The organism is Actinotalea sp. JY-7885, from assembly GCF_014525465.1.
Classification (GTDB): Bacteria; Actinomycetota; Actinomycetes; order Actinomycetales; family Cellulomonadaceae; genus Actinotalea.
The window spans coordinates 1-21,621 of record NZ_JACEXH010000035.1; the positions used below are offsets into that span (position 1 = coordinate 1).

Sequence of the window (21,621 nt, forward strand, 5' to 3'; positions counted from 1 at the left end):
CGCTCAGCGCCCGCGCGGCGGCGGGCGGCAGCCCGGAGACGCCGAGCGCCCAGCGCGGGTCGGTGCCCACCTGGACCTCGTCGGCGCCGCGCCACAGGACGGGCAGCCGCCCGCGGAGCCGCCGCTCGGGTGCCGACGAGGTTCCCACGCGTGCCGCCACCCGGTTCCCCCCCGCCGCCCCGGTTACGCGGTCCGTGCGGGCCGCCAGAGCAGGCTGCCGCGGCCGCGCCCACCGGCGGCGTTGTCCACAGGACCAGTCGTCGCCGGTCCAGGGCCGGACATGCCGAGAGGCGGCCCCCCGACCGGGGAGCCGCCTCTCGCGGTGTGGTTCAGGCCTTGCCGAGGATCCGGTTCAGCTTGGTGCCGCACACGGGGCACACACCCTTGGCCATCTTGCGGCCGTTCGCGACGACGACGTCGCCCTCGGCCTCGCGCTTCTCCTTGCACTTCACGCAGTAGAAATCGCCCTTGTAGGTCTCGGCCATGAGGTTCTCCGTTCAGAAGGCTTGCGCACCGGACGTGATCGACCCGGCCGGCTTCGTGAGCGCGACCAACAGCTGGCCGGGCGTCACCGTGCATCGGACAGCGTAGTGCTCACCGGACATCGCGCACGTGCGGGGGACCTGCGGCGCGCCGCACGGGCGATCCCCGGGGTGCGCGCGGGGGAGATGTCCACCGTGGCGCCCCAACCCTGTGCCTGGCGATCACGGACGGCTAGCGTGCTTCCGTGGTCCGGACCCGCCCCTCCCTCGACGCCGCGGTCGCCGCCGCGCTCGCCGACGTCGAGGTGCGCCGGAGCCGGCGGCGCGTGCGCACCGTGACCGCGTTCCGCGAGAACGGCCGCATCGTGGTCGCGATCCCGGCCCGGTTCACGCGCACGCAGGAGCGCGAGTGGGTCGAGCGGATGGTCGCGCGCCTCGCGTCGCAGGACGCGCGCCGCCGGCCGTCGGACGTCGAGCTCGCGCGCCGGGCGGCCGAGCTGTCCGAGCGCTACCTCGCGGGCCGGGCGCGGCCGTCGAGCGTGCGGTGGTCGTCCAACCAGGGACGCCGCTGGGGCTCCTGCACGCCGTCCCAGGGCACCATCCGGATCTCGACGCGCGTGCGCGGCCTGCCCCTGTGGGTGCTCGACTACGTGCTCCTGCACGAGCTCGCGCACCTGCTCAGCAGCGGGCACGGGCCGGACTTCTGGGCGCTCGTGGCGGCCTACCCCCGCGCCGAGCGCGCGCGGGGCTTCCTCGAGGGGTACGCGTACGCCGCCGACGCGGTGAGCGACGGCGGGGACGACGTGGCGGGCGGCACGGACGTCGACGACGGCGCCGACCTCGACGACGGCCAGGACGTCGTGGAGGAGGACGTCCCGGACGGTCAGCTGTTCTGAGGCCCGCCCGGGCCCTCGTCGGCGCGGAAGATCTCGTCGATCGCGCGGTCGACGTCCGACTCCTCGCCCGCCGCCGCCCGCCGAGCCGTGTAGGCGTGCGGGTCGTCGAGGTCCTCGGCGGTCGGCAGGAAGTCCGGGTGGTCCCACACGTGGTCGCGCGCCTCGAGGCCGCCGTCGGCCTTCACGTGCGCCCACAGCGCCGCGGCGTCGCGGCTGCGGCGGGGGCGCAGCTCCAGACCGACGAGGGTGGCGAAGGTGTCCTCGGCGGGACCACCCGCCGCGCGGCGTCGGCGCATCATCTCGCGCAGCGCGGCGGTGTGGGGCAGGTGCGGCGCGGTCGCGTCGGTGCTGACCTCGTCGACCCAGCCCTCCACGAGCGCGAGCGCCGTCTCGAGGCGCGCGAGCGCGGCCTGCTGGGCCGGCGTCGTGCCGAGCGAGAAGACGCCCCCGGAGAGCGCCTCCTGCAGGGCGCGGGGGTCGGTCGGGTCGATCGAGCGCACGGCCTCCTCGAGCGAGTCCGTGTCGATCGTGATGCCGCGGGCGTAGGCCTGCACGGCGCCGATGAGGTGAGCGCGCAGCCATCCGACGTGCGTGAAGAGGCGCGCGTGGGCGGCCTCGCGCACCGCGAGGAAGAGCCGGACCTCGTCCGCCGGGATGTCGAGGCCCTCGGCGAAGGCGTCGACGTTGCGGGGGAGCAGGGCGGTGCCGCGGCCCTCGATGAGGGGCAGCCCGATGTCGGTGGTGCCGAAGACCTCGCGCGCGAGCGTGCCGGCGGCCTGGCCGACCTGCATGCCGAAGACCGCGCCGCCGAGCTGGCGCATCATCGCGCCCGGTCCACCGGCGCTCCCGCCGGCGAAGGGGTCGACGCCCTCCGGGAGCTGGCTCGCGAGCGCCCCGGCGAGCGCGTCCGCGACCGAGGCGGCGACCGGCTCGGCGAGCGTGCGCCACGTGTCGAGCGTCTGCTCGACCCACTCGGAGCGGCTCCAGGCCTGGCGCGGACCGCCGGCCGGCGGAAGCTCCGTGGCGGTGTCCAGCCAGAGCTCCGCGACGGTGAACGCCTCCACGACCTCGCGTCGGGCGGCCTCGCCGACCGACGGGTCGCCCTCGGCGACGGCCGCCTGCCGGGCGAGGTCGTGCGCCAGCTCCCAGTTCACCGGACCGTCGCCCGAGGCGGCGAGCATGCGCTGGATCTGGCCGAGGATCTGGCTCAGGACCGCGGGGTCGTCGGGCAGCCCGGCCGCCGCGGCCATCTGCGCGAGGTCCAGCGGTGTGCCGTCAGGGCCGGTGAGTCCGAGGGCGCCGAGCCCACCGCGCTCCGACATCTCGCGCAGGACCTCGTCGGCGTCCGGGCCGAGGACCTGGCGCAGCAGCTGCTCCCACTGCGGCGGCACGCCGGATCCGGAGTCGTCGGCGTCGTGCGGCGGCGTGCTCATCGGTGTGCTCCTGAGACGATGGGCTGGGGCGCTCCACGGTAACCACAGCTGGACGGCCCCGAGGGGAGGGCGGACGTGATGAGCAGCGGTATTCGCTCAGGGCGCAGCGCCGCGGGGGACCTCGTCGTCGTGGGCCGCGGACCGGTCGCCGCGGCGGTCGTCTCGCGGCTCGCCGCGGCAGCGGACCTGGCGCAGGGGCTCGTGCGCGCCCTGCCCGACCTGCCCCTGGAGGCGCCGGGTGACGCGGTCGCCGGTGCGCGCGTCGTCGTGCTCGTCGCCGACGAGGCCGACCTGTCCGCCCCCGACCGCACGGGCCGTTCCGACCCGGACCCCGAGCGTCGCCGGGCCGAGGCCGTGGCGCTCGCGCAGCGGGCCGTGGCCGCCGCCCGGACGGGGCACGTCGAGCACGTCGTCGCCGTGACGTCCGCGATGGTGCACGGCGCCGCGCCCGGCCGTGCCGTCATCACCGACGACGAGCCGCCGTCCACGACACCCGGGGCGGGCCTGGTCGGGGACCTCGTCGCCGTCGAGGCGGTTCTCGCGCGCGCCGCCGCCCGCCGCGGCGCGAAGGCGCCGCGGATCGCCGTCCTGCGCCCGGCCGCCGTCGTCGGACCGGGCGTGGACACCCTGGTGACCCGCCACTTCGCCGCCCCCCGCCTGCTCGTGCTGCGCGGGGTCGAGCGGCCCTGGCAGCTGGTCCACGTCGACGACGTCGCCGCCGCGGTGGAGGTCGCCGTGCGGGAGCGCTGGACGGGGGCCGCGACGGTCGCGGCGGGTCCGCTGCTCAGCGCCGCGGAGGTCGCGCGCCGGGCGGGGATGCGGCGGATCGAGCTCCCCGCGGTCACCGCGTTCGGGACCGCCGAGCGGCTGCACCGCGTGGGGGTGCTGCGGGCGCCCGCGGAGGAGCTCGCGTTCACCGTCTACCCGTGGACGGTGGAGCCCGCGCGGCTGCGCGCCGTGGGGTGGGAGCCGGTGCACGACGCGTACGCGTGCCTCGACGTGCTCCTCGCCGGGGTGCGGGGGCGGACCGTGCTGGCGGGCCGCGAGGTGGGCGGGCGGCACGTCGCCCTGGGCGCGGCCGGTGCCGCCGTCGCGCTCCTCGGTACCGCGGCGGCGTGGCGCCAGGCCCGCGGCCGCGGCTACGGCTGAGCCGACCCGCCGGGGGATGATGGGCGCGTGACGCAGCAGAGCGAGCCGGGCCACCACGCCGCCGGGCCACCCGACGGACCGTTCGCCCAGGGACCGTTCGCCGAGGGACCGGGCTCCCGGCCCGAGCCGGCGCCGCTCACGCCGCGCGCCATCACGGCGTCGGTCGCGACGGTCGTCACGGCGGTGCTGCTCGCCGTCTGCGCGGCGCTGCCGCTGCCGTACGCGATCGAGTCGCCCGGGCCCACGCGCGACACCCTGGGCGAGGACGACGGCACGCCCCTGATCACCGTGGAGGGTGCGCCGACGTTCGACTCGAGCGGGGAGCTGCTGCTCACCACCGTGCGTGTCGCGGGCGGCCCCGGCTCGGCGGTCTCGCTCCCGCAGGTCGTGGCCTCGTGGTTCGACCGGACCCGCGCCGTGGTGCCCGTCGAGCAGCTGTACCCGTCCGAGGAGACCCGCGAGGAGGTCGAGGAGCGCAACCAGGCGGCGATGGCCTCGTCCCAGGAGAACGCGACGGTCGCGGCCCTCGAGGAGCTCGGCTACGAGGTGCCCACGCGGCTCGTCGTCGCCGACGCCGTGCCGGGGTCGGGCTCCGAGGGCGTCGTGCTGCCCGACGACGTGATCGTCTCCGTCGACGGCACGCCCGTGGACGCGTTCTCCGAGCTCGACGACGTGCTGGGGACGGTGGAGCCCGGCGCCGACGTCGTGCTGGGGGTCGAGCGTGACGGCGAGCCCGTCGACCTCCGCGTGACGACGACGCAGGGACCGGACGGCACGGCGCTGCTCGGCGTCTACCTCGCGCCCGAGTTCGAGCTGCCCGTGGACGTCACGATCGAGATCGACTCCATCGGCGGACCGAGCGCGGGGACCATGTTCGCGCTCGGGATCATCGACCGGCTCACCGAGGCGGACGAGACCGGCGGCCAGACCATCGCCGGCACCGGGACGATGGACCTCACGGGCGCCGTCGGCCCCATCGGCGGCATCCGGCAGAAGCTGGCCGGCGCCAAGGAGGACGGGGCGACCTGGTTCCTGGCGCCCGAGGCCAACTGCGACGAGGTCGTCGGCTACGTGCCCGACGGCCTGCGGGTGGCTTCCGTGGCGACGCTCGCCGAGGCGCGCGAGGCAATGACGGCGATCGGCGCGGGCCGGGGCGAGGAGCTGCCGACCTGCTCGGCGGCCCCCCGCACCCCGGCCGGCTGAGGTCCCGCCGCCCTCAGAGCAGGGTCGCCGCGACGGCGTGCACGAGCCCGGGCACGAGGTCCGGGCCGCCGCCGACGCGGTCGTCGGCGTCGTCGGCGCGCGTCCGCACGGCGCACCACGTCTCGCCGCCGCGCAGGACGCCGACGGCCAGGCGCACGTCCTGCCGGTCCGGGTGCGCCATGAGGTAGGCGAGCGCCGCGTCCGGGTCGTCGGGCATGGCCTCCTCCGCCTCCGGCGGGAGCATCACGCGCTCGACGACGACGGCGGCGCCGTCGACCGTCTCGGGCCACGAGAGCCGCGCGAGCAGGTCCTCGAGCGAGTCCGCGGCGGGCAGGTCCTCCTGCTCGACGGACGTCAGGTGGTTCGGGTCGCGACGGGCGCGCGCGACCACCTCGGGCGGCAGCTGACGCTCGAGGCCCGGCTCGGTCTCGAGCGCCCGACCCGTCGCCACGAGCGCGAAGACCCGCACCGGCCCGTCCCACCCGGCGCCCGCGACGTGGCGCTCGATCTCGTGGACCGCCTCGGCGAGGGCCGCCCGGCCGGGCGTCAGGGGGGCCGCCGTCGCGCCGTCGGCGGCGGGGTCCGGGGCGGCGTCGGCGTGGTCGCGGGGGGTGGCGTCGGTGGGGTCGCTCATCCCCTCATCGTCTCAGGCGTGTGGGAACCTGTCCGCAGGCGTCAGCGTTCACACGGTGACGCGGGCGCCGCGCGCGCACCCGCCGATCGACCGTTCCGACCGACACGAGGTACCGAGCTGTGACCTTCGCACCGACCCCACGCCCCGCCGCGCGACCTGCGGCTCGGCGTCGGGGAGCCCTCATCCCCACGCTCGTGGTGCTGGTGATCGCGGGCATCCTGCTCATGATCACGTCCCAGGTCTGGACGGAGGTCCTCTGGTACGACCAGCTCGGCTTCGTCGACGTCCTGCGCACCGAGTGGGTGACCCGCGGCGCGCTGTTCGTCGCCGGCTTCCTGCTGATGGCGGGCGCCGTCTACGCCTCGCTCCAGGTGGGCTATCGGACGCGGCCCGTGTACGCCCCGTCGACGCCGGAGCAGGCGTCCCTCGACCAGTACCGCGAGATGATCGAGCCGCTGCGCCGCATCGTCATGCTCGCGGCGCCGGCCGTGCTCGGGTTCTTCGCCGGTGCCGCGGCGTCGGCGCAGTGGGCCGACGCGCTGCTGTTCCTCAACGGCGGGCAGTTCGGCCAGACGGACCCCCAGTACGGCCTGGACCTGTCGTTCTTCATGTTCGACCTGCCGATCCTGCGCTTCGTCGTGTCCTTCCTCATGGCCGTGGTGGTCATCGCGGGCATCGCCGGGATCGCGACCCAGTACCTCTACGGCGGCCTGCGCATCGGCGGGACGGGTGACCGCACGACGCCGGCCGCCCGCGTCCAGCTGGGCGTGACGGCCGCGCTGGTCATGCTTCTCATCGGCGCCAACTACTGGCTCGACCAGTACTCGCTGCTGACCAAGGCCGGCGAGCTGATCCAGGGCGCGTCCTACTCGGACGTCAACGCCGTCCTGCCGTCCAAGCGCATCCTCACCGCGGTCGCCGTCCTGGTCGCGGTGCTGTTCCTCGTCGCGGCGTTCCGTGGGACGTGGCGCCTGCCCGCGATCGGCGTCGGCCTCATGGTCGTGTCCGCGGTCGCGATCGGCGGGATCTACCCCGCCGTCGTGCAGCGCTTCCAGGTCGCCCCGAACGAGCAGGAGGCGGAGAGCGAGTACATCCAGCGCAACATCGACGCCACCAAGGCCGCGTTCGGTCTCGAGGACGTCGAGGTCATCCCGTATGACGCGGCGACGGAGGCCGAGGCCGGCGCGCTGCGCGCGGACGCCGAGACGGCGGCGAGCATCCGCCTGCTCGACCCCGCGATCGTCAGCCCCTCGTTCCGCCAGCTGCAGCAGAACAAGCAGTACTACGACTTCCCCGACACGCTGTCGGTCGACCGCTACGTGATCGACGGCGAGAGCCGGGACACGGTCATCGCCGTGCGCGAGCTCAACCTCGACGGCCTCGGTCAGGACCAGCGCACGTGGGTCAACGACCACACGGTCTTCACCCACGGGTTCGGCGTCGTCGCCGCGTACGGCAACACGACGGCGGCCGACGGCCGGCCCGCGTTCTACCAGGGCGGGATCCCCTCCGAGGGCTCCCTCGGCGACTACGAGCCGCGCATCTACTTCGGGCAGAACACGCCCGAGTACTCGATCGTCGGCGCCCCCGACGACACCGAGCCGTGGGAGCTCGACTTCCCGGACGACGAGGCCGGCGGGCAGGTCAACACGAGCTTCCCGACGGACGAGATCGAGGCCGGGCCCAGCATCGGCAACCTGTGGAACCAGCTGCTCTTCTCGCTGAAGTTCGGCTCGGAGCAGATCATGTTCTCCGACCGCGTCACCGAGGAGTCGCAGATCCTGTTCGACCGCGACCCGCACGACCGGATCGAGAAGGTCGCGCCGTACCTCACGCTCGACAGCCGTGCGTACCCGGCGGTGGTCGACGGCAAGGTCCTGTGGATCGTCGACGGCTACACGACGGGGGACACGTACCCCTACTCCGCCTCGCGCCCGCTGGACGACGTCACGGCCGACGCACTCACGGCCACGTCGGACACCATCGCGGCGCTGGCTCCGCAGGAGGTCAGCTACATCCGCAACTCGGTCAAGGCGACCGTGGACGCGTACACGGGTGAGGTGACGCTGTACGCGTGGGACGAGGAGGACCCCGTCCTCGCCGCCTGGCAGAGCATCTTCCCGGCGACGATCGAGCCGATGAGCGAGATCGACGGCGAGCTCATGAGCCACCTGCGCTACCCGGAGGACCTGTTCAAGGTCCAGCGGAACCTGCTCGCGACGTACCACGTCGACACCGCGGCGGAGTACTACTCGGGCCAGGACTTCTGGCGCAACCCGCAGGACCCGGTCACCGAGTCCCAGCTGCAGCCGCCCTACTACCTGACGCTGCAGATGCCGGGGCAGGACGATCCGACCTTCTCGCTGACCTCGACCTTCGTGCCGGGCGGTAACACCGACCGTGAGGTGCTCACGGGCTTCCTCGCCGTGGACGCCGAGCCGGGCAGCACGGACGGCGAACCGCGCGAGGGCTACGGCCAGCTGCGGCTGCTCGAGCTGCCACGCAACTCGACCGTCCCCGGACCGGGGCAGGTGCAGAACAACTTCGACGCCAGCCCCGAGGTGTCCCAGAACCTCAACCTGCTGCGCCAGGGCAACTCGACGGTGCGCAGCGGCAACCTGCTGACGCTGCCGGTCGGCGGCGGTCTCCTGTACGTCCAGCCGGTGTACGTGCAGTCGTCCCAGGGCACGCAGTTCCCGCTCCTGCAGCGCGTGCTCGTCTCCTTCGGTGACCAGATCGGCTTCGCCGAGACGCTCCAGGAGGCGCTGGACCAGGTGTTCGAAGGTGACGCGGGCGTCGAGGACGTCCAACCGGGTGAGGACGCCGAGGTGGTCCCGGACGCGCCGGTGGACCCGGACGCGCCCGAGGTGGTCGACCCGGACGCGACGGCCGAGCCGACGACGGAGCCGACGACGGAGCCGACCACCGCGCCCACCACCCAGCCGGCGCCCTCGGGCGACGCCCGGGCGCGGCTCGACGCGGCGCTGGCGGAGGCCCAGCAGGCGATCGAGGCAGGCCAGTCGGCGCTCGCGGAGCAGGACTGGGTCGCCTACGGCGAGGCCCAGGACCGCCTGCAGGCGGCGCTGGAGGCGGCTATCGCCGCCGAGCAGGAGCTGGAGGGCTGACCGGCCCGCATCCCGCAGGACCGTGAAGGGCTGCCGTCGCACCGCGACGGCAGCCCTTCATGCGCCGGGCCCCCGCTCGGCGTGTGTGGACCGCTGCTGTCGCTGCGGGGGAGCCCGCATCCGCGGTTCCGTCAGTGGCGCGGTGCGGCCCGGCCCAGGCCGACGGTCCTGCGGGCCGCCCAGCCGACCGGCGGGCACCGCGGCGTGTCGGAGGTCACCAGTGAGGGAGGAGGCGCGATTTGCCCCGGGGTCCGCGCGGCACGTATGGTTACGGAACCGACGCGGGGTGGAGCAGCTCGGTAGCTCGCTGGGCTCATAACCCAGAGGTCGCAGGTTCAAATCCTGCCCCCGCTACTTGTGAAGTAGCAGTTCAGAGGCCCTTTCGATCTTCGGATCGAGAGGGCCTCTGGCGTTGGCGGACGCGGAACGTACGCCACAGGCGAGTCCGGACACCCCCGCACGGGGGTGTCCGGACTCGTACGGGATGGTGTTCTTCGCGCGGCCGCCTCGACGACGAGCGGTCACGCCGCACCGTCTACGGCCGACCAGCCGGTCCGGGTGCGGGTGCGGGTGCGGCAACGATCCGAGTCGCGGGTGCCGATGCGGCGAACGGCCCGGGCACGACCGGGTCCCGTGGAATCCCGAAGACGTCGGCGCTCAGGTCCAGATCGGACCCGTCGGGATTGGTGTACGGCATCTCGGCCTGGTAGCTCGTCCCGAGGCGCGCGGTCGTCACCGGAGCGACGACGTCGATCCCGCCCGCGTCGCTCACGTCCACGCGGACGGTTCCGGCGTCGGCGTCGACCACCTCGACGCGCACCGGTGACGTACCGGTCACGACGGCCGTGGGCTCCGCGCGGAACGGCTCGGCGCCGTCCGCGTAGAGGTTGCCCTCGATCCAGACCGGGAGCCGCGGCCCGGCCAGGTCGCTGCCGCGCTCGTTGGGGTACTCCTGCGCCGTCGGGTAGGCGTCGTACTGCGACGTGCCGACGGGGGTCGGCACGAAGGTCGCCTGGCCGGGCACGCCGTCCATGTCGATCGCGCCGGACCAGAAGCTGGCGAGCGCCGGCTCCGCCGGCGCGTCCGCTCCGGTCGGTTCGCCGGTCGCGCGGTCACCGACGAAGAGGTTGTTGTAGAACCGGTTGTCGCCGCCGGGGATGTTCGAGACGCCGTAGACGGCCGTCGAGTGCGGGACGTGGTACGGGGTGTACCGCTGGTGCTCTGTGCAGTTCGCGATGCGACCCGCGATGTAGTTGTGGACGTAGGCGCCACCGGTGGACATGTCCTTGACCGCCCACGGCGACAGGAAGAGGTTCGAGTCCACGAGGTACGGGCCGTGGCAGACCTCGACCATGAAGTCCTCGGCGGTCGAGGCGTAGAACACGTTGCCCCGCACCAGGGTGCCCTGGGCCTGCCAGTCGAGCCACAGCGCGCGGTGGGTGTGATGGATCGTGTTTCCGCTGATCACGGTGTCGATGGCGGCGTGCAGCTTGATCCCCGCCACCTCGGCGCCGTGCCACTGTCGCTTCACGTGGATGCGCGAGATGTGGTTGTCGGCGACGGTCGAGAACGCCGCCCCCAGGTGCCCGACGACGCCGGCCTGCTCGCAGTCCCGGATCGTGTTGCGGCGCACGGTGTGGGAGCCGACGTGGTCCCGGTGCCACGGGTGCGGCTCGCCTGCGTCGGGCCCGCCCAGGACGAGTGCCCGCTGGATCACCTCGCGCTCGCGCTGCGTGCCGCCCTTGGCGCCCTCCGGCCCCGCGGCCGCCTCGTTCTGCCCGGTGCTGGCCTCCTTGCCGAGCGAGACGCCGACGTTCTTCGAGTCGGTGATCGTGTTGTCCTCGATCACCCAGCCCTTCGACCAGTGCGGGCCGATCAGACCTTCCTGCAGCGCGGTGGGCGGTGCCCACTGCGTGGCGGCCTTCGTCAGGGTGAACCCGCGCACCGTGACGTAGTCGATGCCCGTCGCCGTCGGCCAGAGGACGAAGGTGCGCGCGTTGATCTCGATCTCATGCGCGGCCGGGTCTGCGCCCCCGAAGTTCGCCCAGATCGTCGTGACGTCGTCGCCCACCTCGCAGTACCAGGTCAGCAGCGAGCCCTCCGGGTCGAACGAGTCCGGGGTGACCTCGGGGTGCTCGACGCCGCCGAGCGTCAGGGACTCGTACATCGACTTTCCGTCGAGATACACCTCGCCCGTGTGCCAGGTGTTGACCTGGTCGAAGAACCAGTCCCCGCCGATGCGCTCCGCGTACGGGTTGCGCTCCCCGAACAGGGCGTTCGGCACCTCCGTGAACCAGACGCGGCCCTCGGCGCCGGGGTGGGGGCGCCAGTCGGTGATCACCTCGGCACCGGAGATCGTGACGGGCTCGAAGCGCCCGTCCGGGCCCACCGCGGCCTGGTAGGTGATCGGCGCGTCGACCGTGCCGCCGCGCGGCGGGTTCACCCACTCTCGGTACACACCTTCGTGCACGGCGACGGTGTCGCCCGGCATGGCAGCCTGAGCGGCCCGGTTGATGGTCCGGAACGGGTCGTCGGCCGACCCGTCAGCACGGTCGGAGCCGGTGGTGGTGACGTGCAGGATGGTCACGACAGCGCCTTTCGTCGTTCACTCGGTCGTGGGCGGGGAGGAGCAGCACGGCGGAAGCGCGTCAGACCTCCGCCTCCTCCGGCTGCGATGTCACGTACCCCCGGTCGACGAAGAACCGCTCGAGCAGGGAGCACCACCACAGGAGGATGAGGCCGGGTGCCACGAACACCGCGGGCATGAAGTTCCAGACGGCGAAGCCCGCGAGGAGCACGGCGATCCCGAGCAGGAACGTCAGGCTGGGCGTCGTCAGGCCCAAGGTGAAGCCGTTGCGCACCTGGCGCCACGTGGGGTTCGTGAAGCGGGCTGCGAGGGGGAGGCACCAGAAGACCAGGAGCAGGAGGAAGAGCCCGATGACGAGGAGCGGCACCAGGACCTCGGCCAGCCCGAGAGTGGGCAGGTAGGAGACCGTGAGGATGCCGAGGGCCGCGACCGGGACGGCCAGCAGGCCGATGAGGGTCGCCTGCCTCCAGCTCTGGCGCGCGGCCTTCGTGGCGACGGCCCAGAGACCTGCGTCCTTGCCCAGCACGTACCGGCGGCAGAGCTCGTAGGCGACCACCGTTCCTGCTCCCGCCGTGACGACGAGGCCGAGGCTCAGGAGCCAGATCAGGCTGATCACGATGACGGAGCCGAGCGAGTCCAGGATGCGCCACAGTCGCGATCCGGGGTTGTACCGGAAGATGGTTGAGCCCTCTCAGTGCGGAGTGCGGGTCCCGAGGACGGGGCCGGCCTCCCGCGGTGCGCGGGAGGCCGACGTCGTCAGCCCTTCACGGAGCCGATCATGAGACCGGACACGAAGTGCTTCTGCAGGAACGGGTAGACGAGCAGGATCGGGACGGCCGCCACCATGGTGATCGCCGACCGCAGCGCGATCGGTGTGGTGAGCTGCCCGCCCGCTCCCACGGCTGCCGCGTTGCCCGCGGTGTTCGCGCCGGCGTTCATCGAGCTCGACAGCAGCTTCTGCAGCTCGTACTGCAGCGTGGACAACCACTGCTCGCCCGAGTTGTACAGCAGCGTGTCCAGCCAGGCGTTCCAGCTGCCGACGGCCACGAACAGCCCCACCACGGCCAGCGTGGGCTTGCACAGCGGCATCACGATCTGCCACCACGTGCGGAACTCGCCGGCGCCGTCGATCCGTGCCGACTCGGTGACCTCGTCGGGGATCGACTTCATGTACGTGCGCAGGATGATCAGGTTGAACGCGCTGATGATGGTCGGCACCCAGTAGGCATGGAAGCTGTTCAGCATGCCCAGGTCCTTGATGAGCAGGTAGTTCGGGATCAGCCCGGCGTCGAAGTACATCGTCAGCACGAAGATCAGGGTGATCGGGCGGCGGAAGATGAACTCGTTGCGGCTGAGCGCGTAGGCGAGCATCGAGGTGAAGAACAGGTTCGTCGCCACCACGACGACGGTCTTCATGACGCTCATGAAGAACGCCTGGTAGATCGTGTCCATGTTGAGCACGACCTCGTAGTTCTTCAGCGAGAAGACCCGGGGCCAGATGCCGATCCCGCCACGGACGGCGTCCATGCCGTCGTTCAGGGAGATGGCGAGCGTGTTCAGCAGCGGGTAGACCATGAGCACCGCGAGGAGCACCAGGAAGGTCGTGTTGAGCGTCGTGAAGATGACGCGCTCGGTGGTCCACGCGCGACGCGGTGACCCTCCTCGTGACGCGCGCCGGACGCGCGGCTTCGTGACGGAGATACTCGACATGACAGCCTCCTAGACCAGCGTCTCTTGGTTGAGCCGCTTGGCCGCTTGGTTCGCCGAGCCCACGAGGATGATGGCGACGACGGTCTTGAAGATGCCCGCGACGACGGCGAGGCTGTAGTTGCCCAGCTCGTAGCCGTAGCGGAGCACGAAGACGTCGATGGTCTCGGCCCTCTCGGAGATCAGGCCGTTGCCGAGGAAGTACGGCAGCTCGAAGTTCGTGGACAGGATCCAGCCGCTGTTGATGATGAGCAGCACGACGATCGTGGGCATGATCCCCGGGAGCGTGATGCTGAACATCTTGCGGTAGCGGCCCGCGCCGTCGACCTCGGCGGCCTCGTACTGGGTCGGGTCGATCGCGGTGATCGCGGCCAGGTAGAGGATCGTGTTCCAGCCCAGCTCCTTCCACAGGTTCGTCCCGGCGACGATCCCCCAGAAGTAGTTCGGCTCCGTCAGGAACAGGACCGGGTCCTGGACGATGTTCAGGCTCATGAGGGCCTGGTTGATGAACCCGCCGGACGAGGGCAGCGAGAGCGCCACCGATGCCAGGCTCGCCACGATGACCCAGCTGAGGAAGTGGGGCATGTACGTGATGTTCTGCAGGACCCGCTTGAAGGGCAGGTTCTTGACCTCGTTCAGCAGCAGCGCGAGCACGATGGCCCCGACCGTCCCGACGACCAGGGTCAGGACGGACTGTCCCAGCGTGTTGACCACGACCCGGCGGAACCGTTCACCGTTGACACCGGTGAACAGGTCGACGAAGTTCTCGAAGCCGACCCACTCCTGGTTCAGGATGTTGCCGCGACCCGGCTTGTAGTCCTGGAAGGCGATCGCCCAGCCGTAGACCGGGACGTACTTGAACAGGATCTGGTACAGCAGCAGCGGGACGGCCATCGCGAGCAGGGCTCGCTGCGCCCGGACCCTGTCCCAGGTGATCTTCCGCTTGGGGTCCTTCAGGCCCTTCTTCCGGGCCTTGCGGCTTGCACCCGAGCTCACGGGTTCCAGGGCCGGTTCGAGCCCGGCGGCGGTCACCACGTTGCTGACCGGGGCTTGCGTCATCTGTCCAACCTCGCCGTCAGGAGCAGTCGATGGTCCTCGAGAACGCCTCGTGGTGGGGGGCGGCGTGCGCCCCCCACCACGAGTGCTCGCGGACTGTTACCAGTTGGACAGTCGTTCCTGGATGCCGGCGTTGATGGCGTCCTCGTACACCTGGACGTCGATGTTGCCGATGGCGCCGACGTAGGCCTCCCAGTTCGCATCGAACTCGGCAGGGTCACCGGCGATGATCTTCGGCAGGTGCTGCACGTTGGCGTCGGTCAGCTGCTGGTTGACCTGGTTGGCGTCGTCGGAGAGCGCGATGTTCCACGCCGGGTAGTACTTGGGGTTCTCCGGCGGCGCGTTCACGAACTCGCGCCAGGTCTTCTTGTCGTACTGCTCCATGAAGCCGCGGTCGTAGTCGGTCAGCGTCTCGAAGAACTCGGTGGGCTGGTCGTCCGGGCTGAAGGCGTTGCCGTCGGAGAACTGGCCCTGGTGCTTGGGCAGCATGTCGAGCAGCGCCTCGAGACGGTTGGAGGCACGCCACGTGAGGTCGCGGGCGTTGGCGCGCTGCTCCTCGGTGCGGACGAACATGCCGTCGTCGCCGACCTCGTAGTCCTCGCCCTCGATGCCCCAGGAGAGCACCTTCTGCCAGGGCTCGCTGAGCATGATGTCGAGGAACTTCAGTGCCTTCTCCGGCTGCTCGCTGGAGGCGGACACACCGAAGCCCTGGTTGGTGTTCATGACGTCGCGGTCGGCGTACCAGGGCTCCACACCGTCGTAGACGGGCATGAGGGGCACGTAGGTGTACTCGTCCTTGCCGGCGCTGCGGAGCGAGTCGCTGGCGGTCTGGAAGTTCCACCCCTGGTCGTGCATGCCGAGCACGTTGCCGGCGGCCAGCTTCGCGGTGTACTGGTCGAACGTCAGGGTGAAGGACTCGGGGTCGACGAGACCCGCGTCGTACTGCTCGTTGAGGACCTCGTAGAAGTCCCTCGCGATGTCCTTGTCGGCGTAGATCTCCGCGTTGCCGTCCTCGTCGACGATCACGCCACCGTTGTTCGGCGAGCCCGACAGCAGCGCCGGCGGGTTGGTCATGCCCCACTCACGGCCCGTCGACGCCAGCAGCTCGAAACCGACGGTCGGGATGCCCTCCGTCTCGGGGTTCTCCGCCTTGAAGTTCTCGATGAGCTCGAAGTACCGCTCGAGCGTCATGTTCTCGAGCTCCGGGTAGCCGGCGTCCTCCAGCACACGCTTCTGGATCCAGAACGCGGGCCCGTAGTACGTGCCGCCCGTGATCTCGCCGTAGAAGCGGTTGTAGTTCGGGATGATGTACAGGCCCGGGTCCACCTCGGTGCCCGAGTAGCTCATCTTGTTGATGTCGTCCTCGACGTGCGTGGCGAGGTTGGGGTAGTCCCCGGTCTCCAGCATGTCGTCCAGGGGCAGCAGGGCGCCGCCCTCCAGGAGACGCATCTTCAGGTCGGTGGTGCCCACGAGGTCGGGGAACTCGCCGCCCGCGAGCATGACGCCGATCTTCTGGTCCACGTTGTCCGGAGTGACGATCTCGTACTTCAGGGTGACACCGAGCTGTTCCTCGAGCAGCGCGGTGATCTTGTTGTCGTTCGCAGGGACCTGGCTGGCCGACGTGATCCAGGTCGTGATCGTCGTCGGGTTGCTGGGGGTCAGCGTGCCCGACTGGTCCGCGAGATCACCCTCGGGGATGACGACGTCCTGCGGCTCGTCGGGGGCGTCGTCAGCGGAACATCCGACAAGCCCTGCGGACACGGCCACAGTCAGGACAAGGGCTGAAAGCTTCGTTCTTGCGGTACGCACCGGGGTCTCTCCCTTGAGAACGGTTCCGTCGTCCTCGAGCGGAACCAGTGCACGTCAGACGCGCGTCGGCGTCCTCATCCCGGGTGGGATTTTAGCGTTAAAGTAGAGACGCCGTCAGAAGCCGTCAAGTCCCTCCACGTCTCAAGATGGTCACGGCCGCATCCGGAGGTGGGAACAGCAGGCCACCTCGTGGAGGACGGCGTTCCTGCGGCCCGGGCGCTGAGGCCTCGAGTTCGCCCCTCAGAGCCGGGTGGAACGCCGGGAGCTCACGCAAAGTCTCGTGATCAAGGGCCTTGCCACGGTTCGTTTTATCGATATATTGAGCGCGCCACGGCGGCGTGGCCGGGCCCCTCCGGGTCGGTGAGCGCATGCTGGACCGGCAGGATGACGCGGGAAGAAGGACGCGCATGGTGAGGATGGCGGACGTGGCGCGCGAAGCCGGCGTCTCGGTGATGACCGTGTCGAACGTCCTCAGTGAGCGGCTTCCGGTCGGCGAGGCGACGCGCTCCCGCGTCATGGCCGCCGTCGAAGCCCTCGGGTACGAGGTCAACCTGACTGCGCGGCACCTGCGGGCCGGTCGGACCGACACCGTCGCCTTCGTCGTTCCGAGCTTCCACGACTACTTCAGCGAGCTCGCCGACCAGGTTGCCCCTCTGATCGAGGCGGAGGGCCGTCACCTCGTCCTCGAACGGACGAGCGCCAACGCGGAACAGGAGATGGAGGCGCTGAGCGTCGCGCGGCTCCAGATGTACGACGGCGTCCTGCTCTCCATCGCCGGGCTCGACCTGGAGCCGCTGGAACGGGTCCGCACCTCCACGCCGATCGTGCTGCTGGGCGAGCGCGACGTTCCCGACCGCTTCAACCACGTGCGCCTGGCGAACGAGTCAGGTGCCCGCCTCGCCACGGCACACATGATCGAGCGCGGATCGCGCCGCATCCTCGCGCTCGGATGCTCTCTCGACGCCGCACACATGATGACCACGGACCGCCGCGTCGGGTGGGAGAACGCGTGCCGCGAGGCCGGCCTCGCGGCCGACCCGGCCTACGTCGTGCCCGTCAGCGACTACACGTCTCTCGGTGGTCGCGAGGCGATGCTCGAGGTCATCGCCTCGGGGCTGCCCTTCGACGGGGTCTTCGCCGTCACCGACATGGTCGCCCTCGGGGCGCTGTCCGCCCTGGCAGAGAGTGGGCTGCGCGTCCCCGTCGACGTCCAGCTCGTCGGGTTCGACAACCTCGACATGTCACGCTTCATCCCTCCGGGCATCACGTCGGTCGACGTCGACCGCGAGGGCGTGGCCGAGGCGGCGGTCAGACTCTTGCACCGCCAGATGTCGGGCTGGACCGGTCCTGCCGAGCACGTCGTCGCACCCGTCCGCCTCGTGGTGCGTGGTTCCACCCGGGGCGGCGCCTAGCCGCGCGAGCGAGCGGCTCTCCGCCTCACCCACTCGCCACCCGGTCAGAGGAGACCAACCCCGTGAGCACCCCTGTGCCTCCGCCCGTCCGCACGACCGTCCGCGCGTCGCTCACCTTCACCAACCCCGTCATCTTCGCGGACGTTCCCGACCCGGACGTCGCCGACGACGGTCGGCACTACTACATGGTCAGCACGACCATGTACTTCGCTCCGAGCGTGCCGATCATGCGATCGAGCGACCTGGTGCACTGGTCGATCGCCGGCTACACCGGCCCGATCCTCGACGACACGGACGCGCTCGCCCTGCGCAACGGGCAGAACGCCTACGGACAGGGCAGCTGGGCCGCGAGCATCAGGTACCACGAGGGCACGTTCTACGTCGCGGTCGGCAGCCTGACCACCAGGAAGACGTACATCTACGCGACGCCCAGCATCGAGCACGGGCCGTGGACGAGGTCGGTCCTCGACGGCTACGCCCACGACCCGTCGCTCCTGTTCGTCGACGAGCATGCCTACCTCGTCTTCGGCGGCGGAGTGATCGACCTGCGCCGGCTCGGCCGGGACGGCGAAGGGACCTTCGTCTGGGACGGCCCGGCGACGCGGCTCGTCGAGGACGCCAACGTCGACCAGGCCAGCGGGCTGGACGCGGAGGGCGCGCACGCCTACAAGATCGGCGACCACTACTACGTCTTCATGATCGAGTGGCCGACGGGCGGGATCCGCCAGGAGGTCGTGTGGCGTTCGACGTCGCTGACGCCGCAGTCCCAGGACGGAACCTGGGAGGGCAGGGTCGTGCTCAGCCAGGCGGTGCGGGTCGAGGGGCGCCAGGGCGACGGCGCCGCTCAGGGCGGCGTCGTCCAGGCGGCTGACGGGCAGTGGTACGCCATGCTCTTCCAGGACGAGGGCCCGCTCGGGCGCTCACCGCAGCTCGCGCGCGTGACCTGGGACGAGGACGGGTGGCCGGCCTACACGCTCGACGCCACGATGGCGGTCCCCACGGGGGCGCCGTCGGCGAAAGCGACGGACCTCCTCGTCTCGGACGACTTCGACAACCAGCCCGCGCCGGCCGGCTACTGGAACACGGCCGACGCCGGTGCACTGACGACGTCGGCCGAGAACCGCTGGAACGGGTCGAGCCTCGGGCTGGCGTGGCAGTGGAACCACAACCCCGACAACCGGTTCTGGTCGCTCACCGACCGGCCTGGCCACCTGCGGCTGACCACGGGCAGCATCGCGTCGGGCATCCTCGACGCCCGCAACACGCTCACCCAGCGCACGTGGGGGCCCGCGAGCGCCGCGGCGATCTCGCTGGACGTCTCCGGGATGAAGGACGGCGACGTCGCCGGCTTGTCCGCGTACCAGCTGAAGTACGGGTACGTGGGGGTCGAGATGGCCGACGGCGCCCGCCGGCTCGTGATGCGCCGTGCCGACCGGCACGGGAGCACCGCCTTCACCAGCGCTCATGTGCCGCTGACGGCAGAGACGGTCCTGCTCCGCGTGGACGTGGACTTCCGGGATGCCGCCGACCGCGCCTCGTTCGCGTACTCGCTCGACGGTGCCGCCTGGACGCCGATCGGCGACGACCTGGCGATGGAGTACAGCCTCGACCACTTCACCGGGTACCGGTTCGCGATCTTCTGCTACGCCACGGCCGAGACCGGTGGCCATGTGGATGTCGACTGGTTCCGTGTCGGCGACGACATCGAAGGGACGAGGCCATGACCAGGCGACTGGTGGACCTGACCGTGGCCGACAAGCCGGTCCCCGGCCCGCTTCGGGGTCGACGCGGCTCGGGTCGCGAGCGGTGGCGCGAGCGCAGGCGCCTTCCTCGCGGCTCTTGCTGTGCGATCGATCGGATCGGCATGCTGAGGGGATGCCCGACGTCGACGATGGTCCGCTGCCGGACGCGGTCGGTCGTCCAGCCCTCCGGGCCCTCGAGGCCGCCGGGTACCGCAGCGTCCGCGACCTCCACGACGTCGGCGAGCGGGATCTGCTCGCTCTGCACGGGGTGGGGCCGCGCGCGATCAGGGTCCTGCGAGAGCACGGCGTAGAGCTCTCGCCGTGACGGGCGAGTCACCCGGCAGCGGACAGGCCCAGCGGTGCTCCTGCGGCGGACGTCAGGAGCCCGTGACTCGCCGGTAGCCCGTGCCGTCCTCGCGGCCGGTCCGGGACCAGCCCCCGGCCGTCACGGACCCGTCCGGCGCGAGGGTGCCGCGCCACGCGTAGGTCGTGGGCCACCGCCGGAACACGGGGACGACGGTCGTGACCACGCGCATGAGGAGCGGCAGCCGCCGCGGGCGCCAGCGCTGCGTCACCCGGAGCGTCACCACGCGCGCGTCGCCGTCCGCACGCACCGACCAGGTGCCGCCGGTGAGGCGGGTGCCGTCGACGTCGGCCATCCACGTGCCCGCCGACGTCCCACCCGGCGCCGGGAACGGGGGAGCGAAGCGCACGGTGGCGCTGTGGTCGCCGTCGGGCCCGTGCCCGACGGCGGTCACGGCGTGGGTGCCGCCGTCGGGCGCGACCTCCGTGGCCTCGTCGCCAGGCGGCCCGGAGCGGACGTCGTCGTCGCGGTTGACCTCCACCGTGACGAGCGGCGCCGCGTACTTGATCAGGTGGCGCCGGTGCAGGCGCGCACCCGGCAGCGTGCCGACGGCGGCGGCCTCGCCGTCGATGCGGACGAGCGGCGGACGGCCCGGCACCCGTCGCACCAGGTCGAAGGCCGGCATCCACACCAGGAGCAGCGACGTGGGCTCGGTGATCGCGGCGCCGACGGGTGCCAGGAGCCCGCCGCGCCGGCGCGCGCGGCCGTCACGGTCGTCGACATCGACCTCCACGACGCGCCCGTCGACGTCCGTGAAGCGCACGTGCGCCGACACGCCGTCCTGGCCCACCGTCAGGCTCGCGACGTCGAAGTGGGTCGTCGACCACGACCGTGTGCCACCCCCGAGCGAATATGCGCGCGGGTCGAGCCGCAGGCCGGGCTGCGCGTAGTAGTCGACCGTCCGGCCCTCCCGGCGGGACAGGAAGGCCAGCATCCCCGTGCCGTGCGCCTCGTCGTCGAACCACTGCAGCTCGAACGCCTCGTAGACCGGGTGGTCCGCGAGCTCGGCGTTGAGCATGGCCGTCAGGGTGCCGACGCGCAGGCGCACGGGGGAGGTGCGGGCCGCCGTCGGCCCGTCCGTGCTCGTCGGTGCCACCACGGCCATCGCGCTCCCCGTCCGCGTCGATGCGAGACACGCTAGCCACCCGCGACGGCGGTCCGCGCGGGCCGAAGGTCCGCCACCACGGCCTCCGGTGCTACTGGGGCACCTGCGGTGTCAGCGCGCGGTCAGCGACTCCAGGATCGGGGCGAGGGCAACCGCGGGCCTCCTCGAGCTGGTCGGCCTCCTCCCAGAGCTACGCCACTCCGAGTCGTTGCCCAGGACGCGCAGGAGCGCCCGGGTGGCGAGCGCGCGCACCTCGGGGTCCGGATCCAGGGAGGAGACGGTGTCCGCCGCGGGGCCGTAGTTCTCGTCGAGCGCGGGGCCGCCGGGACGGCACCGCGCTCGACGGCGACGGCAGCGATGGCGATGGCGGCGGCGGGTCCGCCGGCCGGACGGGGCTCGTGACCCACGGAGCTGCACTGCCAGGATGGCGGTATGCCCTCTTCTGCCCGGACGCCCGGCCGGTCCGACGTCGCCGTCGCGGTCGGGACGTTCCTGGTCGCGCTGACCGCCCTGCTGTCGGTCGCCGCGGCGAGCGGGGTCGATGCGGCCCCCGCGGCGGACCTGCCCGCGCCGACGAGCGCGTCGTGGTGGGCCGGTGTCGCGGTGCTGGTCGCGCAGGCGGTCGTCCTCCTGTGGCGCCGCGTGCACCCGCGGGCAGTCCTGCTGCTGGTGGCCGCCGGGGTGCCGCTCGCTGCCGTGCTCGGGCTCGGCGAGGCCATCGGGACGACGGCGATCCCCGTGCTGGTGGTCGCGTACGGCGCGACGGTCGCCGGGCCGATGCGCTCCGCGGCCCCGGCGCTCGGCGCGGGCGCGGCGCTCGTCGCGGTCGGGACGATGGTGGCCCAGCCCGTTCCCGGCGCGCCGCTGGTGACGGTCGGCGCGGCCCTCGCGCAGGCGGCGGCGATCGTCGGCCTCCC

General features: G+C 71.9%; 16 protein-coding genes, 1 tRNA gene and 1 pseudogene. 9 read left to right on the forward strand and 9 right to left on the reverse strand.

The window, feature by feature from the left end:
* Positions 1 to 329 precede the first annotated feature (329 nt).
* A complete protein-coding gene (locus IDM29_RS05195; RefSeq protein ID WP_182111897.1) occupies positions 330 to 485 on the reverse strand; it encodes a DUF5679 domain-containing protein in 156 nt (51 codons plus the stop codon).
* A 242-nt stretch (positions 486 to 727) separates the two neighbouring features.
* On the opposite strand from IDM29_RS05195, the gene IDM29_RS05200 reads away from it, so the two are divergent.
* Entirely contained in the window at positions 728 to 1,378 is a 651-nt protein-coding gene (locus IDM29_RS05200; RefSeq protein WP_220457962.1) for a M48 family metallopeptidase, read from the forward strand.
* On the opposite strand, the gene IDM29_RS05205 is transcribed toward IDM29_RS05200, so the two are convergent.
* Entirely contained in the window at positions 1,366 to 2,811 is a 1,446-nt protein-coding gene (locus IDM29_RS05205; protein ID WP_182111896.1) for a zinc-dependent metalloprotease, read from the reverse strand. The two genes, IDM29_RS05200 and IDM29_RS05205, sit on opposite strands and share 13 nt — an antisense overlap.
* A 78-nt stretch (positions 2,812 to 2,889) precedes the next feature.
* Here IDM29_RS05205 and IDM29_RS05210 point away from each other — a divergent pair, with 78 nt between their 5' ends.
* Entirely contained in the window at positions 2,890 to 3,960 is a 1,071-nt protein-coding gene (locus IDM29_RS05210) for a nucleoside-diphosphate sugar epimerase (RefSeq protein WP_255491617.1), read from the forward strand.
* Positions 3,961 to 3,987: 27 nt separating this feature from the next.
* Positions 3,988 to 5,163 (forward strand): S16 family serine protease, encoded by a 1,176-nt coding sequence (locus IDM29_RS05215; protein ID WP_188037264.1) that lies wholly within the window; start codon positions 3,988 to 3,990, stop codon positions 5,161 to 5,163.
* Between the two features lie 13 nt (positions 5,164 to 5,176).
* Here IDM29_RS05215 and IDM29_RS05220 read toward each other — a convergent pair whose 3' ends face one another.
* Entirely contained in the window at positions 5,177 to 5,797 is a 621-nt protein-coding gene (locus IDM29_RS05220; RefSeq protein WP_255499923.1) for a PPA1309 family protein, read from the reverse strand.
* 119 nt (positions 5,798 to 5,916) lie between these two features.
* On the opposite strand from IDM29_RS05220, the gene IDM29_RS05225 reads away from it, so the two are divergent.
* Together IDM29_RS05225 and IDM29_RS05230 are read left to right on the forward strand one after the other, a co-directional pair.
* A complete protein-coding gene (locus tag IDM29_RS05225) occupies positions 5,917 to 8,922 on the forward strand; it encodes a UPF0182 family protein (protein ID WP_188037265.1) in 3,006 nt (1,001 codons plus the stop codon).
* A 280-nt stretch (positions 8,923 to 9,202) separates the two neighbouring features.
* Positions 9,203 to 9,276 (forward strand) — tRNA-Met (locus IDM29_RS05230).
* 181 nt (positions 9,277 to 9,457) lie between these two features.
* Here the strand turns inward: IDM29_RS05230 and IDM29_RS05235 are convergent.
* The 5 genes from IDM29_RS05235 to IDM29_RS05255 form a co-directional block, all read right to left on the reverse strand.
* Positions 9,458 to 11,509: a right-handed parallel beta-helix repeat-containing protein gene (locus IDM29_RS05235; RefSeq protein ID WP_188037266.1), complete on the reverse strand. Its 2,052-nt coding sequence runs from the start codon at positions 11,507 to 11,509 to the stop codon at positions 9,458 to 9,460.
* A 61-nt stretch (positions 11,510 to 11,570) separates the two neighbouring features.
* Positions 11,571 to 12,125 (reverse strand): hypothetical protein, encoded by a 555-nt coding sequence (locus IDM29_RS05240; RefSeq protein ID WP_188037267.1) that lies wholly within the window; start codon positions 12,123 to 12,125, stop codon positions 11,571 to 11,573.
* 140 nt (positions 12,126 to 12,265) lie between these two features.
* Positions 12,266 to 13,219 (reverse strand): carbohydrate ABC transporter permease, encoded by a 954-nt coding sequence (locus tag IDM29_RS05245; RefSeq protein WP_182111891.1) that lies wholly within the window; start codon positions 13,217 to 13,219, stop codon positions 12,266 to 12,268.
* 9 nt (positions 13,220 to 13,228) lie between these two features.
* Positions 13,229 to 14,275 carry a sugar ABC transporter permease gene (locus IDM29_RS05250; RefSeq protein WP_182111890.1) on the reverse strand — a complete coding sequence of 349 codons (1,047 nt, stop codon included), beginning with the start codon at positions 14,273 to 14,275 and terminating at the stop codon, positions 13,229 to 13,231.
* Between the two features lie 96 nt (positions 14,276 to 14,371).
* A complete protein-coding gene (locus IDM29_RS05255; protein ID WP_309232676.1) occupies positions 14,372 to 16,033 on the reverse strand; it encodes an extracellular solute-binding protein in 1,662 nt (553 codons plus the stop codon).
* Positions 16,034 to 16,488: 455 nt separating this feature from the next.
* On the opposite strand from IDM29_RS05255, the gene IDM29_RS05260 reads away from it, so the two are divergent.
* The 3 genes from IDM29_RS05260 (at position 16,489) to IDM29_RS05270 (ending at position 19,560) form a co-directional block, all read left to right on the forward strand.
* The gene (locus IDM29_RS05260) at positions 16,489 to 17,493 is read left to right on the forward strand and encodes a LacI family DNA-binding transcriptional regulator (RefSeq protein ID WP_182114262.1); all 1,005 of its coding nucleotides are present in this window, start codon (positions 16,489 to 16,491) and stop codon (positions 17,491 to 17,493) included.
* A gap of 62 nt (positions 17,494 to 17,555) precedes the next feature.
* The gene (locus tag IDM29_RS05265) at positions 17,556 to 19,217 is read left to right on the forward strand and encodes a glycoside hydrolase 43 family protein (RefSeq protein ID WP_188037269.1); all 1,662 of its coding nucleotides are present in this window, start codon (positions 17,556 to 17,558) and stop codon (positions 19,215 to 19,217) included.
* A gap of 151 nt (positions 19,218 to 19,368) precedes the next feature.
* Positions 19,369 to 19,560 carry a helix-hairpin-helix domain-containing protein gene (locus IDM29_RS05270; protein ID WP_182111887.1) on the forward strand — a complete coding sequence of 64 codons (192 nt, stop codon included), beginning with the start codon at positions 19,369 to 19,371 and terminating at the stop codon, positions 19,558 to 19,560.
* A gap of 52 nt (positions 19,561 to 19,612) precedes the next feature.
* Here the strand turns inward: IDM29_RS05270 and IDM29_RS05275 are convergent, their stop codons facing one another.
* On the reverse strand, positions 19,613 to 20,704 hold the full coding sequence (locus IDM29_RS05275; RefSeq protein WP_182111886.1) for a hypothetical protein: 1,092 nt from the start codon (positions 20,702 to 20,704) through the stop codon (positions 19,613 to 19,615).
* A gap of 432 nt (positions 20,705 to 21,136) precedes the next feature.
* Here IDM29_RS05275 and IDM29_RS05280 point away from each other — a divergent pair.
* A pseudogene (locus IDM29_RS05280) lies at positions 21,137 to 21,621 on the forward strand (hypothetical protein); the annotation flags it as partial.

Excerpts from the sequence above, each read along its gene's own strand:
- IDM29_RS05220 (WP_255499923.1), bottom strand. The coding sequence starts at position 5,797 with ATGAGCGACCCCACCGACGCCACCCCCCGCGACCACGCCGACGCCGCC.
- IDM29_RS05250 (WP_182111890.1), bottom strand. The coding sequence starts at position 14,275 with ATGACGCAAGCCCCGGTCAGCAACGTGGTGACCGCCGCCGGGCTCGAA.
- IDM29_RS05270 (WP_182111887.1), top strand. The coding sequence starts at position 19,369 with ATGCCCGACGTCGACGATGGTCCGCTGCCGGACGCGGTCGGTCGTCCA.
- IDM29_RS05195 (WP_182111897.1), bottom strand. The coding sequence starts at position 485 with ATGGCCGAGACCTACAAGGGCGATTTCTACTGCGTGAAGTGCAAGGAG.
- IDM29_RS05275 (WP_182111886.1), bottom strand. The coding sequence starts at position 20,704 with ATGGCCGTGGTGGCACCGACGAGCACGGACGGGCCGACGGCGGCCCGC.
- IDM29_RS05260 (WP_182114262.1), top strand. The coding sequence starts at position 16,489 with ATGGTGAGGATGGCGGACGTGGCGCGCGAAGCCGGCGTCTCGGTGATG.
- IDM29_RS05210 (WP_255491617.1), top strand. The coding sequence starts at position 2,890 with ATGAGCAGCGGTATTCGCTCAGGGCGCAGCGCCGCGGGGGACCTCGTC.
- IDM29_RS05205 (WP_182111896.1), bottom strand. The coding sequence starts at position 2,811 with ATGAGCACGCCGCCGCACGACGCCGACGACTCCGGATCCGGCGTGCCG.
- IDM29_RS05245 (WP_182111891.1), bottom strand. The coding sequence starts at position 13,219 with ATGTCGAGTATCTCCGTCACGAAGCCGCGCGTCCGGCGCGCGTCACGA.